This window comes from Candidatus Mycolicibacterium alkanivorans, from assembly GCF_022760805.1.
Classification (GTDB): Bacteria; Actinomycetota; Actinomycetes; order Mycobacteriales; family Mycobacteriaceae; genus Mycobacterium; species Mycobacterium alkanivorans.
The window spans coordinates 518,194-533,813 of record NZ_JAIVFL010000001.1 but is presented as its reverse complement, the minus strand read 5'-3'; the positions used below and the strand labels follow the sequence as shown (position 1 = coordinate 533,813).

15 protein-coding genes and 2 pseudogenes are annotated in these 15,620 nt (G+C 65.1%); 11 read left to right on the top strand and 6 right to left on the bottom strand.

Annotated features, from left to right (window positions below):
- Nucleotides 1-19 precede the first annotated feature (19 nt).
- The 3 genes from K9U37_RS02690 (at nt 20) to K9U37_RS02680 (ending at nt 1,906) form a co-directional block, all read left to right on the top strand.
- Nucleotides 20-1,201 carry a methane monooxygenase/ammonia monooxygenase subunit B gene (locus tag K9U37_RS02690; RefSeq protein WP_243070406.1) on the top strand — a complete coding sequence of 394 codons (1,182 nt, stop codon included), beginning with the start codon at nt 20-22 and terminating at the stop codon, nt 1,199-1,201.
- Between the two features lie 91 nt (nt 1,202-1,292).
- A complete protein-coding gene (locus K9U37_RS02685) occupies nt 1,293-1,592 on the top strand; it encodes a hypothetical protein (protein ID WP_243070405.1) in 300 nt (99 codons plus the stop codon).
- On the top strand, nt 1,589-1,906 hold the full coding sequence (locus K9U37_RS02680) for a hypothetical protein (protein ID WP_243070404.1): 318 nt from the start codon (nt 1,589-1,591) through the stop codon (nt 1,904-1,906). Before K9U37_RS02685 ends, K9U37_RS02680 begins: the two co-directional genes overlap by 4 nt.
- 22 nt (nt 1,907-1,928) lie before the next feature.
- On the opposite strand, the gene K9U37_RS02675 is transcribed toward K9U37_RS02680, so the two are convergent.
- Entirely contained in the window at nt 1,929-3,248 is a 1,320-nt protein-coding gene (locus tag K9U37_RS02675; protein WP_243070403.1) for an IS4 family transposase, read from the bottom strand.
- Nucleotides 3,249-3,430: 182 nt separating this feature from the next.
- Here K9U37_RS02675 and K9U37_RS02670 point away from each other — a divergent pair, with 182 nt between their 5' ends.
- The 3 genes from K9U37_RS02670 to K9U37_RS02660 all read left to right on the top strand — a co-directional run bounded on the left by K9U37_RS02670 (nt 3,431) and on the right by K9U37_RS02660 (nt 7,215).
- A complete protein-coding gene (locus K9U37_RS02670) occupies nt 3,431-4,963 on the top strand; it encodes an AMP-binding protein (RefSeq protein ID WP_243070402.1) in 1,533 nt (510 codons plus the stop codon).
- A 426-nt stretch (nt 4,964-5,389) separates the two neighbouring features.
- Nucleotides 5,390-5,857 carry a hypothetical protein gene (locus K9U37_RS02665; protein WP_243070401.1) on the top strand — a complete coding sequence of 156 codons (468 nt, stop codon included), beginning with the start codon at nt 5,390-5,392 and terminating at the stop codon, nt 5,855-5,857.
- Nucleotides 5,854-7,215 (top strand): hypothetical protein, encoded by a 1,362-nt coding sequence (locus K9U37_RS02660; RefSeq protein ID WP_243070400.1) that lies wholly within the window; start codon nt 5,854-5,856, stop codon nt 7,213-7,215. The genes K9U37_RS02665 and K9U37_RS02660 overlap by 4 nt, the downstream gene beginning before the upstream one ends.
- A 381-nt stretch (nt 7,216-7,596) precedes the next feature.
- On the opposite strand, the gene K9U37_RS20120 is transcribed toward K9U37_RS02660, so the two are convergent.
- The 3 genes and pseudogenes from K9U37_RS20120 to K9U37_RS02645 all read right to left on the bottom strand — a co-directional run.
- A complete protein-coding gene (locus tag K9U37_RS20120) occupies nt 7,597-9,219 on the bottom strand; it encodes a plasmid pRiA4b ORF-3 family protein (RefSeq protein ID WP_243070399.1) in 1,623 nt (540 codons plus the stop codon).
- 76 nt (nt 9,220-9,295) lie between these two features.
- Nucleotides 9,296-9,403 (bottom strand): annotated as a pseudogene (locus K9U37_RS02650) (HAD family hydrolase); the annotation flags it as partial.
- 162 nt (nt 9,404-9,565) lie between these two features.
- A pseudogene (locus K9U37_RS02645) lies at nt 9,566-10,234 on the bottom strand (TetR family transcriptional regulator); the annotation flags it as partial.
- 69 nt (nt 10,235-10,303) lie between these two features.
- Between K9U37_RS02645 and K9U37_RS02640 the strand changes: the two are divergent.
- Complete coding sequence (locus K9U37_RS02640; protein ID WP_243070398.1) at nt 10,304-11,350, top strand: ferredoxin reductase; 1,047 nt, start codon at nt 10,304-10,306, stop codon at nt 11,348-11,350.
- Nucleotides 11,351-11,367: 17 nt separating this feature from the next.
- Nucleotides 11,368-12,459 carry a fatty acid desaturase family protein gene (locus K9U37_RS02635; protein WP_243070397.1) on the top strand — a complete coding sequence of 364 codons (1,092 nt, stop codon included), beginning with the start codon at nt 11,368-11,370 and terminating at the stop codon, nt 12,457-12,459.
- 41 nt (nt 12,460-12,500) lie between these two features.
- Here K9U37_RS02635 and K9U37_RS02630 read toward each other — a convergent pair whose 3' ends face one another.
- Nucleotides 12,501-13,496, bottom strand: coding sequence for a zinc-binding dehydrogenase (locus tag K9U37_RS02630; RefSeq protein ID WP_243070396.1), 996 nt, complete (start codon nt 13,494-13,496; stop codon nt 12,501-12,503).
- A 70-nt stretch (nt 13,497-13,566) separates the two neighbouring features.
- Between K9U37_RS02630 and K9U37_RS02625 the strand changes: the two genes are divergently transcribed.
- The 3 genes from K9U37_RS02625 to K9U37_RS02615 are packed head-to-tail and all read left to right on the top strand — an operon-like array spanning nt 13,567 to nt 14,922.
- Nucleotides 13,567-14,025 carry a PPOX class F420-dependent oxidoreductase gene (locus tag K9U37_RS02625; protein ID WP_243070395.1) on the top strand — a complete coding sequence of 153 codons (459 nt, stop codon included), beginning with the start codon at nt 13,567-13,569 and terminating at the stop codon, nt 14,023-14,025.
- Between the two features lie 4 nt (nt 14,026-14,029).
- The gene (locus K9U37_RS02620; protein WP_243070394.1) at nt 14,030-14,533 is read left to right on the top strand and encodes a hypothetical protein; all 504 of its coding nucleotides are present in this window, start codon (nt 14,030-14,032) and stop codon (nt 14,531-14,533) included.
- Nucleotides 14,534-14,580: 47 nt separating this feature from the next.
- Nucleotides 14,581-14,922, top strand: a complete 342-nt coding sequence (locus K9U37_RS02615; RefSeq protein WP_372489370.1) for a hypothetical protein — start codon at nt 14,581-14,583, stop codon at nt 14,920-14,922.
- On the opposite strand, the gene msrA is transcribed toward K9U37_RS02615, so the two are convergent.
- On the bottom strand, nt 14,862-15,374 hold the full coding sequence (gene msrA / locus K9U37_RS02610; protein WP_243073194.1) for a peptide-methionine (S)-S-oxide reductase MsrA: 513 nt from the start codon (nt 15,372-15,374) through the stop codon (nt 14,862-14,864). The genes K9U37_RS02615 and msrA overlap by 61 nt on opposite strands.
- Between the last annotated feature and the right edge of the window lie 246 nt (nt 15,375-15,620).

Here is a 15,620-nt window from a genome sequence, read left to right as displayed (position 1 = left end):
GTTCGCGGCGCTACTCGCCGTGTTGGCGATCCTGTTCATGATGTCGCCGCCGCCCTTAGCGTCGGCGCACGGTGAGCAGAGTCAACAAGCGTTTCAGCGCACCGCCACCGTCGTGTTCTACGACGTCAACTTCTCAACCGACAAACTCGACCTCGGTCAAGAACTGACGATCACCGGGACGATGCGGATTATGAATTCGTGGCCTGACCACACCATCCCGCCGCCGGAGATCGGATATCTGACCGTCAATCAACCTGGCCCGGTGTTCTCGGTCCAAGATCGCGAAATCAACGGCGAGTTCGCGCCCCAGTCCGTGAAGGTGTCCAAGGGCAGTGCCTACCCCTTCAAGTTGGTGCTGAAAGCGCGTATGGCGGGAACGTGGCACATCCACCCTGCGATGGCGATGCACGGGGTCGGCACCTTAGTCGGCCCGGGGCAATACATCACGATCAACAACGCGGGCGTGTTCACCGAACCGCAGACCCTGGCTGACGGACGCACGGTCGACCTCAACGACTACGGGATGGCTCGGGTCGTGATCTGGCAGCTCATCGGCCTCGCGGTCGCGGGTGTCTACGCCGCCTACTGGCTGAGGAAGTCGTTGTTACAGAGAGCGGCCGTTGTCAACGAAGGCGGTGGCCGCACGCTGGTCACCAAGCAGGAGCGCAAGGTGAGCATCGCCATCGGCCTAGTCGCGCTCGTAGTGGGGTTTGGCGGCTACATCTACGCCGCAGTCGCTGATGGACCCCATATTCCGCTGCAGGTCGACCGGATCACTCCGACTCCCGAGGAACCGAGCGCGTTGGCGAAGAGTCTGAGCTCTAAAGTCGAGAGCGCTGTGTTCCAGGAGAAGAGCGGCAATTTGCTGATGACAGTGAAGGTGACGAACAACTCCCCGTCACCGGTTTCATTGGACCATCTGCAATTCGCCGAATACATCACCAAGGTGGAAGGCGGGACGGGTGCCCCGACACCCGATGTCGCCACGGTGACTCCGAGTGAGCCGATCCCCCCTGGGGAGACACGTGAGCTCAAGGTCAGTGTTGACGCGCGTGAGTTGAACCGGCAGAATTTGCTGCCCTTCAACGAGGCCGAGATCAAACTAACCGGGCTGATGTTCTTCCGCGACGCTGCCGGGCAGACTTCGACGGCGGAGATCAACGAGGTCACGTCCGGTCTGCTGCCCGATTACAGCAGCTGAGGGCGTGGGGGCGCAGCCCGGGCGAAAATCAGAACCCGGGGTCGCGCCCCCACCGTCCCAATCCGCACACGCCAAGGGAACCGCTCAGATCATGAACCTCTCCGCCACCAGCGCGACAGTGACAATTTTGGCCCACGGCGGTCAAATGACGTCTGACGAGATCGCGATAGTCGGCAGTGGTATTGGACTGGCTGTTCTGTTTCCGGCCGCGGTGTTGTTGTTTGTGATCCGCAAATCGAACCGCGGCGGCGGTTCGGACACATCCAACGACGAAGACGCAGAATTCAGAACCTTGTTAGTTGCCGACGTGTCGACGGACTCAGCGACGAACCTCGATGCGGCTGGGTCTAAAGCACATTTTGACCCCTGGGCCTCGAAGGAGGAGCTATGAATTCCGTTAGCCAGTTTGCCGCTATGGGCGGCTACACCGGAGAAATGAGCACGGCGAGCCTGCTCATGAGCATCGTTGTAATTTCGCTCGCCATCGCCATGCCGGCCTTGGTCTTGGCCATTTCCATTCTGAAGTCGCCAGGCAAGGGGCTCGATGAAGAGATCGGACTCGGCAAGGTCAGCCTCCATGACGAGATGTGGGATTTCGTGTCGGCCGTCGAAAGCGGCGAGGTGACACTGGCGTCCATCGATGCAGGAGCCTGCGATTCACCGACGAGGACACTCGGCTCGTCGCCGCACCGGTCCGCGGGCTAGAGGCAATGCCGCTCAGTTAAGGTCATGGGCCGGTTGTCAACTGGCCGTTGATGGTGACGTCGACGGTGATCTTGTAGCTGTTGCGGTCGATGTCGCCTTTGGCGCGGTGTTTGGAGATGGCGCGTTTGACGACGCGGGGACTGGTTCTGCGGCGGTGGGCCGGGAGCAGGTGATCGAGCACGGCGTGGCCGATCTTGCCGATGAGGTCGATAGTGGTGTCGGCGATGACGCCGGCGGCCTGGATGACCTGGTCACGGGCGGTGTTGAGCGCGATGCTGAAGCCCGCGCGGTCAGTGGTGGCGGCGGCGGTGGCGGTGGCATCGGATATCGCGATGCGCAGCGCTTGGTAGGTGACCAGCAGGGCATAGATCTCCTGGGCGATCCCGTCGGGTGTGCGGGCGCGCAGCACCCGGCCGCCGAGGATGGTGGATTTCAGTTCCAGGTAGGAGGTTTCGATCTCCCACCGCTGGTGATAGAGGGCGACCAGTTCGGTGGCGGGGTATCGCCGGTGGTCGGTGAGGGTGGTGATCAGCAGGTAGCGCTCGCTGCGACGTGGGCCCCCGGCGAGTCGCACGGCGACCTGGGCGTCGATCACCCGCACGGTCGTCGTGTCAATCCGCGACAGCCACGAGCCGTCACCGCAGTGGCCGATCACGGGGAGTTTGCGGTTGGTCTTGGCGCGGAACAGCAGGTCAGCGCCCGTGGCGGCGACCTGCTCGATCAGGCCCGCGGCGGCGAAGTTACGGTCGGCGAGCAGCAGCATGCCCTGGCGGAGGCAGCCCAGAAGCTTTGGTGCATAGTTGGTTTCGCCCACGCTCAAGGTGCCGAAGACGGCACCCAGTACGGTGCGGGTGCCGCACGCGACCACGGTCAGCATCCGCAGCATCGGATACCCCGACGGGCCGTTGCCGCCGCCGACCCGGCCGAACGCGGCCAGATTCGACGCGGTGTCGGGGGTGAACATCGACGTGCCGTCGATCGCGCATACCAGCAGGCCCCGCCATCGCGCCGCACCGGCGGCCGGACCGCGGACCAGGTCGAACAGCTCCCGCAGCGGCTTGACACCGATGCGGCGACGGGCCTGCGCCAACGCCGAGGACACCGGATCGGCGACGTCGATCCCGTCCAGGCCCGCGGTCATCCGAGCCCACACCTGGCCGTAGCCGAGCTCGGCGAACAGCGCCGCCGCCAGCAGCAGGTACACCACCACCCGCGACGGCAACGCCCGCACCCTGGCCTGCACCGTCCGGGTCGATTCCAGCACCGCATCGACCATCTCGAACGGGACGATCTGGGTCAACCCACCGAGGTGACCGGGCGCGAACCGACCCGCACCAACCACCACCGAACCACGAATGACAGACTGAACAGACAGCGGAACTCCCAGGTGAGATGGTGTCTTTGGTCGGACAATCCATCCATACCGGGAGTTCCGCTGCCCCAACTCCCCGACACGCCGCACCCGTCACACTTGACCCAACAGTCACACCCTTAACTGAGCGGCATTGGGGCTAGAGGCGAAGAATGCGAATCCCTCTGACCACCAACAACTTCCTCGACCGCGCGGAACGCGTCTACGGCGACCGGACTGCTATCACCGACGAACCGTTGGCGCCGTGCAGCCTCGGCGAGTTGACCTACAGGCAATTGGCCGTCCGGGCCAGAGCGATCCAGGCGGGCCTACATCGCCTGGACGTTTCCGAGGGCGGCCGGGTCGCCGTCGTCAGCCACAACTCGGCCCGCTTGCTGGAGCTGCTCCTGGCCGTGCCATCGGCTGGCCGCATTCTTGTGCCCATTAACTTCCGGCTGCAGCCAGGCGAGGTCTCCTATATCGTTGACGACAGCGGAGCCGACCTGCTGCTGGTCGATCCCGAGCTCGACGCTCTGCTCGCCGACGTGTCCGCGCCTCATCGCCTCGTCCTCGGTGAAGAATCCGACCAAATATTGCTTGACTTCGACCACGAGCCCCCGCCATGGTCTCACCCGGACGAGGACGCCTACGCCACCCTGAACTACACCAGCGGGACGACGGGCAGGCCCAAGGGCGCCTGTCTGACGCACCGGAACGTCTGGGTCAACGCCGTCACGTTCGGCATGCACATGCAACTGGGCGACGGCGACGTGCTTATGCACGTGCTGCCCATGTTCCATTGCAACGGCTGGGGAATGCCCTATACCAGTACGGGATTGGGTGTCGAGCAGGTAATACTCCGGAAGGTCGATGGCGCGGAGATCCTCCGACGGGTCGACACTCACGGGGTCTCGATCATGTGCGGAGCGCCGACAGTTTGGAACATGGTGCTCGACGCCGCGCAGGACTGGCCCGGTGATATTCCGGGGCGTGACCGGGTGCGCATCGTGTGCGCGGGCGCACCCCCACCGTCGCTGACCATCGCTCGCATCGAGCAAGATCTCGGCTGGCAGTTCAACCAGATCTACGGCCTCAGCGAAACGGCTCCACTGTTGACAGTGAACAGGCCCCGGCGTGAATACGAAGGCCTCTCGCCAGAAGACCGGGCGAAAAACCTGAGTCGCGCCGGTGTGCCCTCGCTTGGCACGTCACTGCGAGTCGACGACGAGGGCGAAGTTCTGGTCGCGTCGAACACCGTGATGACCGAGTACTGGAACAAGAAGGAAGAGACCGACGCGGCAATCGAATCGGGATGGTTCCACACCGGTGACGGCGGCGTCCTCGGTGCCGACGGATACTTGACCATCACCGACCGGAAGAAGGACGTGATTATCTCTGGCGGAGAGAACGTCAGCTCGATCGAGGTCGAGGACGTTCTTCTCGGTCACCCCGCCATCGCCGACGTAGCGGTGATCGCAACACCCGACGACAAGTGGGGGGAACTCGTGACCGCAATAGTCGTCGCGCGAAACGGCGAAGCCCTCGTCGAAAGCGAAATCGTCGAGTTCGCCAAAACTAAAATGGCTCATTACAAAGCACCCAAGAAAGTCATCTTCCGCGCCGACATCCCCTACACAGCCACCGGCAAGAAACAGAAGTTCAAACTGCGCGCACCGTTTTGGACGGGCGATCGTCAGGTCCACTGACCTGATCGCTGGGCACGATCCACCGTCGTCACGGCCGCAGAGATGAGTGCACCAATGCTAGGACGCACACCCCACCGACGCCGGTGTGAATCGGAGCGCGTTTAGGAAGACGCGGTTGCAAACAACAGACTAAACAGCGAAAGCGAATTCACCGGACACACGATCCGCCCGGAGATCGCTCAGTCATGGACACGATCGCTGAAAACCGTTGCACCTTCCTGCATCGGCGCGCCCGCCGACGACGAGTATCCGGGCTTGCCCACGGCGTAGGTTGGCGAACCATTGGCTCACGGCGGCACAAATCCGAACAACATTTTCGCGATTGGGAACTGGGCGGGTGAGTTGTCCGACTATTGTTGGGCGCTGGATTCCGTGACTGTCGGCGCATGTCGATCGATGCTGAGCAACCCAAATTAGGAGATGTAGATGTCAAACACCCTGAAGCAAATTAGCGCGGCGCTGGCGGTTCCCGCGCTCGGGTTGACGTTGATCGCGTGCTCGTCGCAGAGCAACTCAACGACATCGACGACACCGCAGCCAGCCTCGGCGGCATCGACAAGCCGTCAAGCGGAAACGACCTCGTTGAGCCCTGCACCGTCGCCGACGGCGTCAGCGCAACCCGGCGCCGCGGCTCTGGAAATTCCGATCCAAATCCACGGCGGAGCCGTCACACCGCTGAATGCTCAGTTCGACGCTACCGTTGGCCAGCCGATCACCTTGCGCGTCGACAGCGACGTCGACGAGGAGCTTCATGTTCATTCGGTGCCCGAACACGAATACGAGGTGCGGCCAAGATCAGGGCAGGTATTCACCTTCAGTGTGGCCGTGCCGGGACAAGTTGCGATCGAATTGCATCAAGCCGACAAGACCGTAGCCACCCTGATCGTCCGTTGACCGAGCCTTCGGTTCAGGTTCTTGCCCACGGGTTGGGCGGAAGCGCCGACCTGCCCGTTCCGCTGGCCTATGCGTTGGTGGCTGCGGCCTGGGCGCTCAGCATCTCCTTCGGAGTGCTCGTGTTCGCTTGGCGCACACCACGCTTGCGGGCTGACACGCAAGGGTTGCCGCTGCCCAGCTGGGTCAACACATGCGTCGCCGCGCCTCTGATGCGGCGTGCGGGGGCCGCTGCTGGACTCGTCCTGACGGTGTGGGTGTTGCTCGCCGGAGCGTTGGGGCCGCCGCGGACTTCGCACAACGCCTTGCCGGCTACCTTCTACACCTTGCTGTGGGTGGGACTAGTAGCTGCGTCGGTGGTGTTCGGTCCGGTGTGGAAGCTCATCTCACCGGCGCGCGCGATACAACAGCTCGCGTGTCTGGTAACGGGTCAGCGGCGCGAGCACGCATGGGTGACCTACCCCGAGAAACTCGGATACTGGCCGGCGGCCATTGGGTTGTTCGCGTTCGTTTGGCTTGAATTGGCATCGCCGAATCCAGGGTCAGTCGCAGCGGTGTTGACGTGGTCGTTGGTGTACCTGGTGACCACCATCGTTGGCACTATCGTGTGTGGAACACGATGGTGTGAACATGCCGATCCCTTCGAGGTGTACAGCGCCCTGGTCGGCAAATTATCGCCGGTAGGGCCAGGACCGGAGCGGGCCGCCTACGTCCTGCGGTGGCCGTTAAACAACCTCCAGGCGACACCAGTCGGCGCGGGCTCGGTCGCGCTTGCTGCAGTTTTATTGGGGTCGACTGCTTTTGACAGTTTCTCGTCGCAGCCCCGATGGCGAAACTTCGTCGACAGCGCGTCTGCGGGAGAGCCGTTAGGGGGTTGGACGGCGACGGCGGTGCGCAGCCTGGGCCTGCTGTTGATGGTTCTGTTTATCGCGGCGACATTTACCCTTGCCTGCCGGGCGGTGCCGCAGTTGCCCCGGTCTGAGCGGGCGAAACTGCCCGGTCTTTTAGTGCCCTCGTTGACACCGATCATCGTCGGATACATCTTCGCGCACTATTTGACATATCTTGTGGAGAAAGGTCAGTCAGCGGCCATGCTGCTGATGGACCCGCTGGACAAGGGGTGGAATCCGCTGGGGTTGGACGACCGCGACGTCGCCTACGTTCTGTCCACCCACCCAACACTATTGGCGGCCCTGAAAGTGACGTTCGTGATCGTCGGGCACATCCTCGGCGTTCTGGCCGCCCACGACCGTTCACTTCGGGTTCTGCCGAAGCGGCATCAGCTCACCGGCCAGTTCGCGCTACTCCTGACCATGGTGATGTACACCTGCGGCGGGTTGTATCTGCTCTTCGGCGGGTAGTAGCGCAGACGCCCCAGCCACGATCGTGAGGGCGCCCTGCTCCACGCGCGTGGCGCTAACGCGGTGGCAGAGAAGATGAGCGGCACGCTTGTCGACGCCCCTGTCCAAGAGACCTTCTCGTAGTCCTTGGCCAGTTCGCTCCATGTCGGGTCGTCGGCGAGGGCCAGCGAGTGCGCGAGATTTTGGCGAACTCAACGTTGAGTTTAAGGGTGCGGGCGAACATCACGGCCTCACGGGGATGTGCCGCGAGTGCGGTCATGACTTCGGCTCGATAAGTCGGTGGCCTGTTTGGCCCAACCGATGGACAGGTCGGTCTGCCCGATCTCCTCACGGGCATCCCGAATAATGGATCGTTGTCTGGCGACCCGCCCGTCGTGATGCCTACTTCCGGCGTCTCGAATTCTGGAAAAGCGCGGTGAATGCGCCGTTGACCTCGTCGATGTCGAAGTGCGCCGGGTCGTGTTGGTCGGGTCGATCGAGGCCGAGCCATTCCAGTCGGTCTTGGTGTTCTTCGTGGGCGGGGTTATCGAGGATCTCCAGCAGCTCCTGATACCCCCAGATGCCGCCGCAATCTTCCGGTGGAGCTTTCCGACGCCCGCCGACACACCTCGGGTAGATCGAGGCATCCTCGGACGGCATGGTGTCCTCCACGGTGATCAGGTGTTCCCAGTCGTCGCCGAAGTCGTAGGTGTAGGTGAGTTTCGTCTTGGGGCCGGCGGCGACTTGTTCGAGGGTGACCTTGGCATCAGATGCCAATCCCAGCTCGGGATCGGGAATACCGAATTGACCGTAAGCGGTGTCGAAGGCGTACATGTGCGTGGAATGCCAGTCGAACGCTACCTGCAACACCGTGTGCAACTCGCGCAGCACGATATCGCCGCGAACCTGTAGGCGCCGCCAGATCGGTGGCTTACTTCCGCGTAGGTCGACGCGTAACTGCAGAACAGGGGCCGGCCCGTCCCTCGTCTTGCGCTTGGCGGGCAGTTTGGGGCTCGACTTCACCGGGACGGCCGCAGCCGGCCCGCCGAACACCCCGGGTAGCGCCGCAAGCCGATCCAGCGCTGCCAGCAGGCCGGTCATCTCGAACTCATCACCCTCGCCGTGCGGCGGCTTCGGTTTCGTCGACAGCGGCAGCGCCCGCAGTCTGGCCCGCAGCAACGGCGCGAGAGCGCGGTACCCCGGACCGTCCTCGTCATCGAGATCGTCGTCATCGAAAAAACTCGCGTTGTCGAACAGATCATCTACGTCGGCGACGTCGTCCGAGTCGAACGGATCGTACTGGTCATCTCGGTCGTGATAGTCGCGCGCGTCCATCGCGGCTTCGGCCCGCCACCGAAATTCAGCCGGATCGATATCCGTCGTGGTGAGCCGGACCTTGTCCCGTTTAGCGGACCGGTGCAGCCCGGCGAGTGCTTCCGTCAAATCGACGCAGTCCAGCAGCATGATCTCGGCCGCCTCCCCGCAATCTTGGGGGTCGACCAGAATCATCACCGCGTGCCCCGCGCCCGCGCGGTCGAAGCGGGCGGCAAGCACCAGCGTCTGGTCGTCTGCGCTCAGTTCGACACAATCACGCGCGCTCACCGGAGCCGACAGCGCTGCCGTCCACTCGGGAGCGGCCACACCGCGTGCCCGCAGCCGGTCCAGCCCCGCGGTGGCGGACTCGCCGACTGGCCCTTCGTCGAGCGTGGCGAGCACGGCGAGCATCCCGGCCGCTGGCGGGTTGCCCCCTGCCTCGATGACCGAGACCAGCTCGGACGCGGCGACTGCAGCCACATCCGCGCCGAGCAAACCGATGGCACCAAGGATCGTCGAGCCGAGGACTTCGGCCTCCACCGGATCGGTGATCTGGGCGAAACCCCCCAGGACCGCCTCCATCACGACCCCCGGATCGCTGCCCTCGTCGGCGTCGTCGACACGAACGTCGGGTGGTTGGGCCGTGACGTCGAACAGCGGTGTGGTCGAGTTTTTTCCAGGGCGTTTGGCGGGCGGTGTGCGCTTATTCACGGCCTATACTGTTCCACATCGGGCGAGGCGGGTTCCAGCCCGGCAAGGCACCGACAGCCCCCGTTCAGCCTGGCGGCAGGCCGGGTTCGGCGAAGGCCCGTTGCCGGGCATGGACGTGCAGATAGTTGGAGTCGGCCGGCGTGCCGTCAATGTCGAACAGCACGGCGGGACGCGGATTTGCCATGCTCCGGTAGTTCCCGCTTGAGCGAAACTGAGGCCACGCCCAGCTCTAGTCGAGGGCGCCTGGGATGAGTGCAATCTCGCGGGCGGCCGCATTGTCGCCCGCCGGGTCCACTTGTCGGGCTCCTCCTCGGCCGCGTTCCGCGGCCGCATTGTCGCCCGCCGGCTGGCTGCGCCACCCGGCGACTCCGACACTGATCATCCGCAGCTGCTTGACCGCTGTGCGCTTGATGTCCTCGAGCGCCGTCACGTCGCCGGCCTCCTCGATGGCCTCGGCGATGATGATCATCGAATTCACGAACAGGCTGGACAGGATGTTGAGATCCTCGGTGCTCCAGGTGTTCAGGCCCGGGAAGCGCGCGAGGTCGGTGGCCAGCTCCGAGGTGATCAGACGGATTTCGGTGCGGATCGCGTAGCGCAGCACGGTCACCCCGCTGGAGCGCTCGCGGACGATGAACCGCCAGTGCTCCCGCCGTTCGCTGACCCCGGCGATGAGGATCTCCACCGTCGACTCGATCACCCGGCTCGGGTCGAGCTTGCCGGCGCGGGCGTTGCGCAGCATCTCACGCAGGGAGCGGAAGGACTCGTCGATAAGCACCAGCCCGAGTGCGTCCATCGACTCGAAATGGCGGTAGAAGGCCGCGGGCACGATCCCGGCCTCCCGGGTCACCTCACGCAGGCTCAGGCCGCCGAAGCTGCGCTCCTCGAGGAGCTTCAGCGCGGCGTCGACGATCGCACGGCGAGTGGCTTCCTTGCGTTCCTCACGCGAGAGCGTGCCCCTGGACCGAGTGGGGGCCTGCCGTTCGCGTCGTGAATTCGGCGTACGACTGTTCACTGTTGTGAACCCTACCACAGACTGCATGAATCCCTTGACGACATGCTGTTTCGGGAGGACGGTGCACATATGTTCACTGAAACATTGACCAAGAGGGTGCTTCGCTCACCGTTGGTCGATCTGCTCACCGGACCGCACGGTGTGGACCGGTACACCGAGCTGGTGGACCGGACCTGGACCGCCGACGCCCGCGCCAAAGTGGTCGACGTCCATCGGTCCACGCCGCGCAGTGTCACCCTTGTCCTTGAACCCAACGCCGCCGTCGTCGGCCATCGCGCCGGCCAGCACGTCAACCTGACCGTGGAGATCGACGGGCGCCGGTACACGCGGTGCTACTCACTGGGCAACGCCGAGGGCTCCCCACTGCTCGAGTCGACCATCGGCCGTCATGACGGCGGCCTGGTGTCGGAACATCTGTACCGGCATGCGCGTCCGGGGATGGTGGTGGGTCTGTCCACGCCGGCCGGAGAGTTCGTGCTTCCCGAGCAGCGACCGCGGCGCATCCTGTTCGTTTCCGGCGGCAGTGGCATCACCCCGGTGATGTCGATGCTGCGCACTTTGGCGGGTGAGGACTACGACGGTGAGATCGCCTTCGTGCACTACGCCCGCACGCCCGACGATGCCTGCTACCGAGGCGAGTTGGCGGCCATGCCGGTTCGGGTCCTGCGCGGCTACACCCGCTCACCCGGCGGTGAGTTGACGGGCTACTTCGACGCCGCTCATCTGGCGGCTGCACTGCCCGATCCCGACGCGGTGTTCGTCTGCGGACCCCCGGCGCTCGCCGAGTCTGTCCGCCAGGTCTGCGCCAACGTGAGGTCGGAAAGCTTCGTCCCCACCCCGTTCGTCGTACCAGACTCACCGTCAGGTGGCCGGATCACGTTCCGCGACAGCGGAATCGAGACCTCCGATGACGGCCGCCCATTGCTCGAGCAGGCCGAGGCCGCCGGGCTGACGCCGAAAAGCGGATGCCGGATGGGCATCTGCCACACCTGCACCCGGCGCAAGCATCGCGGCGCGGTGCGCAACCTGACCACCGGTGCGGTGTCGACCGCCGACCAGGAGGACGTGCAGATCTGCGTGTCCGTGCCTGTCGGTGACGTTGAACTCGCGCTGTGAACACAAGGAGCAATCCCATGACCCAGATCACCCTGACCCCTGACCAGGCCGATGTCTTCGGCCGCGAACTCGACGAGATCCGCGATCGCGTGATCGCCGACCTCGGCCAGGTCGACGTCGACTACATCCGCAACGTGATCAAGGCCCAACGCTCGATGGAGGTCGCCGGCCGGGCACTGTTGTTCGCCGGCATCTTCCCGCCGGCCTGGCTGGCGGGCACCGCAGTGCTGGCGGTCTCGAAGATCCTCGACAACATGGAGATAGGCCACAACGTCATGCACGGCCAGTACGAATGGACCGGTGACCCGGCGCTATGCGGCCGCACATTCGAGTGGGACACCGCGTGCCCGGCCGACCAGTGGCGGCACTCGCACAACTTCTCCCATCACACCTACACCAACATCGTCGGGATGGACCGCGACATCGGTTACGGCGTTCTGCGGATGAGCCCCGACCAACGGTGGCGCCCCTACTTCCTGGGCAACCCGGTCTACGCCCTCCTGCTCATGGTGCTGTTCCAATACGGGGTGGCACTGCACGAGATGGAGACCGAGCGCATTCGCGCCGGCGAGATCTCGCTGGCCGACAAACGTGAAGTGTTCCAAGAAATCTGGCGCAAGATGCGTCGGCAGGTGGCCAAGGACTACGTCGCCTTCCCACTGCTTGCCGGACCGGTCGCCCCCTTCGTCTTCGCCGGCAACATGACGGCGAACCTGATCCGCAACGTCTGGTCCTACTCGATAATCTTCTGCGGCCACTTCCCCGACGGCACTCAGGAATTCTCCGAAGAGGAGACTCGCAACGAGTCGCGCGGCCAGTGGTACTTCCGGCAGGTGCTCGGCTCGGCGAACCTGACGGGCGGCAGGCTGTTCCACCTCTTGTCGGGCAATCTGTCCTTCCAGATCGAGCACCACCTGTTCCCCGATCTGCCGGCGCGGCGCTACGCCGAGATCGCACCGCAGGTCCGCGGGGTCTGCCAGCGGCACGGGATTCCGTACAACGCTGGTCTGCTGCCCAAGCAGTTCGCGACGGTGGTCCGCAAGATCTTCAAGCTGGCTTTGCCGGACCGGGTGCGTCAAGAGGCACAGCGGGTGCTGCAGGCGGCGTGACGCCCCCGTTGGGAAAGAACGTCAGGCGGGTACCGGTGCCGTCAGGGCTGCACCACGATGCGGATCGGATTGCCCTCGGCGTGCTCGAGCATGCGGATGCCGTCGTGGATGTCCTCCAGCGGGATGATCTGGCTGATCGAACGCGACAGGTCGAGACGGCCGCGGTGGCCCAGCACCTGTTTCTGGCTCAGACCGAACGTTGACGTCGGCCCCACCGTCGGTGATTCGGCGCTCATGCCCACCTCGACCAGCCGCCCGCCGACTGTCAGCGAGTCGAGTGCCTGCTCGAAGGTGACCTTGAGCCCCACCGCGTCGAAGGCGACGTCGAGCTTGCGTCCGCCGGTGGCATCGGCCAGCTTGTCCTTGAGGTCCTTGTCCCGCGAGTCGAAGGCGTAGTCCGCACCGAGTTCCAGCGCCCGGTCGCGAACCTCCGGGTTGATGTCGACGGCGATCACCGGAACCGCTCCGACCAGACGGGCCAGTTGCACGATGTGGGTGCCGACCCCACCGACGCCCCACACTCCGACGGACTCCCCGACGGCGACTTTGCCGGTGTGCACGACCGCCCCGAACGGCGTGGACACCGCGTCGGCCAGGATGGCGGCCTGGTCCATCGGCACGTTGTCGGGCACCCGGGTCAGCCCGGCGGCCAGCGCGACGGTGTACTCGGCCCAGGCGCCGTCGTAGGCGAAGGCCATCACCTGAATCCACTGGCAGTTGGCCATATCGCCGCGACGGCAGTTCGGACACTGGCCGCAAGGCCGGCCCGCCGCGACGACCACACGGTCGCCTTCAGCCCACCCGGTCACCCCAGGGCCGAGCTTGGCGATGGTCCCGGACGCCTCGTGGCCCTGGGTCACCACCGGACGCTGGGCGGGGAACGTCCCGTTGATCAGGCTCAAATCGGAGTGGCAGATCCCGCAGAACGCGACCTTGACCAGAACCTCACCCTCGCCGGGTTCGGGAATCGGAACATCCTCGAGTACAACCTTTTTCGTGTCGGCGTAGAAACGCTCCGCCCGCATCGTCGCAGCCATGCGCAGTCCTTCCTCGCGTCGAGAGCCAAACGTACGCTCATCGGCCACCGGCGTGGATAAAGTGGCCGACATGGCACGCAAGTACGCGACGGCGGACGCGGTGGACCACGACCGGTTGCTGGAGTTCGCGCGCCCGCGCCACCGGATGGTGCTGATCACCTTCCGTTCCGACGGGTCGCTGCAGGCCTCGCCCGTCACCGGCGGTGTCGACGCGCGGGGCCGGCTGGTGATCGCCAGCTACCCGCGGCGGGCCAAAGCGGTCAACATCCGCCGTACCGGGCGCGCCAGTGTCGTGGTCCTCTCCGACGAGTTCGACGGACTCTATGTGCAGATCGACGGGACCGCGGAGGTGATCGACCCGCCTGCGGCCGTCGAGCCGCTGGTCGACTACTTCCGTGCAGTCGCCGGGGAGCACCCGGACTGGGCGGAATACCGGCAGGCCATGGTGGACCAGGGCAAGTGCCTGATCAGGGTCACCCCGCAAACCTGGGGCCCGGTGGCCACCGGCGGCTTCCCGCCGCCGAGTTGACGCCATGTGGCCCCGCCAGCGCGACGGCGTCACCTGCGGTCCCAGCGTGGCCGTGATGGCCGGCGCCCTGCTGGACGGCGCCTACGGTTCCCCGCTGCGCTCCGACGGCTTCCAACAGTGGTTCGACGCCGAACAGCTGCGCGTGCACCGGGCGGTCAACCGGGTGTGGCCGCGGGCGCTCGGCACCACCCCGTCGGGCATGGCCCGGGCGTTGACCGAGCACAGCGCCGGTCGCGGCGTGCGGTATCGCTGGCGCCCCTACCGTCCGGGAGAGTCCCTGTCCGATGTGCTCGACGCGGTCGCCGCCGGATGGCCCGCGGCGATGCTGATCGGCTCGGTGGTGCCGCGACACTGGGTTCTCATCACCGAGATCGACGGTGACGCCGTGCGCTGTTACGAACCGTCCAGCGGCGGGCTGGTTCGGGTGCCCCTGGCGGATGTCCGCAAGGGTCGGCTGGCTGGCCTCGGCTTCCCGAGACCGTTCGCCTTCGTGCTGCCGCACGTTTGAGGACATCACGAACGGGCACGCGAACGACGTTACGAGGACGCACCGACGTGCTGTCGCTGTTCCTGCGCAGCACCTACGAGGACGGTTCGGCGATGACGCGCCGCGAGATCGGCGACGGGCAGGCCACGATCATCGAGGTGCAGCGCAACCGTACGGTGAGCGACTTCGTGGGCCGCCATGTCCAGGTGTCGAGCTACGATCTCGGCGAATGGATTGTCCTCCAAGGCTATTCGATCATGGTCAGCTCGTCGCAGCTGCACGGAGCGGTTCGACCCGCAACGATTCGTCGACGCCAAGCCCAACGCGTTCGTCTGGGTCCCGTTAGGGGCTACGAGACCTGCGCCCGCTTGGGCAGCTTCCAGCCCGGCCGCGGGAAATGGCAGGTGTAGCCGTTCGGGTAGCGCTCCAGATAGTCCTGGTGCTCCGGCTCGGCCTCCCAGAACTCGCTGGCCGGTGTCACGTCGGTGACCACCTTGCCCGGCCACAACCCGGAGGCGTCGACGTCGGCGATGGTGTCCAGCGCCACCCGCTTCTGCTGCTCGTCGAGATAGAAGATCGCCGAGCGGTAGCTGCTGCCGATGTCGTTTCCCTGACGGTTCTTGGTGCTCGGGTCGTGGATCTGGAAGAAGAACTCCAGCAGCGCCCGGTAGTCGGTCTTGGCGGGGTCGTAGACGATCTCGATCGCCTCGGCGTGGCCCGGATGCTTGCGGTAGGTCGGGTGGTCGTTCTCGCCGCCGGTGTAGCCGACGCGGGTGGAGACCACACCGGGCTGCTTGCGGATCAGGTCCTGCATGCCCCAGAAGCATCCGCCGGCCAGGATCGCCTTCTTGTACTCGCTCATCTGATCTCCTTCCCCGGTGGCCGTGAACGGCCGCCGGTGTGCGCCGTAGCCCTGCGCCTCGAGGTCGTCGAGGTGGATGAATCTCAGCGAACCCGAGTTCATGCAGTAGCGCAACCCGGCTTGCGAACGGTCCAGGTGGCTGTCGCCAATGGGCCCAGCGCACCTCGGCGTTGCGGCTCACGCGCGCCGAAGGCCCGCGAGCTGGGCTGGCAGCCGTGCCCGGTAGGAGTCCGTTCGCGAGGCCAA

Excerpts from the sequence above, each read along its gene's own strand:
- K9U37_RS02680 (WP_243070404.1), top strand. The coding sequence starts at position 1,589 with ATGAATTCCGTTAGCCAGTTTGCCGCTATGGGCGGCTACACCGGAGAA.
- K9U37_RS02670 (WP_243070402.1), top strand. The coding sequence starts at position 3,431 with ATGCGAATCCCTCTGACCACCAACAACTTCCTCGACCGCGCGGAACGC.
- K9U37_RS02665 (WP_243070401.1), top strand. The coding sequence starts at position 5,390 with ATGTCAAACACCCTGAAGCAAATTAGCGCGGCGCTGGCGGTTCCCGCG.
- K9U37_RS02635 (WP_243070397.1), top strand. The coding sequence starts at position 11,368 with ATGACCCAGATCACCCTGACCCCTGACCAGGCCGATGTCTTCGGCCGC.
- K9U37_RS02640 (WP_243070398.1), top strand. The coding sequence starts at position 10,304 with ATGTTCACTGAAACATTGACCAAGAGGGTGCTTCGCTCACCGTTGGTC.
- K9U37_RS02620 (WP_243070394.1), top strand. The coding sequence starts at position 14,030 with ATGTGGCCCCGCCAGCGCGACGGCGTCACCTGCGGTCCCAGCGTGGCC.
- K9U37_RS02625 (WP_243070395.1), top strand. The coding sequence starts at position 13,567 with ATGGCACGCAAGTACGCGACGGCGGACGCGGTGGACCACGACCGGTTG.
- K9U37_RS02685 (WP_243070405.1), top strand. The coding sequence starts at position 1,293 with ATGAACCTCTCCGCCACCAGCGCGACAGTGACAATTTTGGCCCACGGC.
- msrA (WP_243073194.1), bottom strand. The coding sequence starts at position 15,374 with ATGAGCGAGTACAAGAAGGCGATCCTGGCCGGCGGATGCTTCTGGGGC.
- K9U37_RS02630 (WP_243070396.1), bottom strand. The coding sequence starts at position 13,496 with ATGGCTGCGACGATGCGGGCGGAGCGTTTCTACGCCGACACGAAAAAG.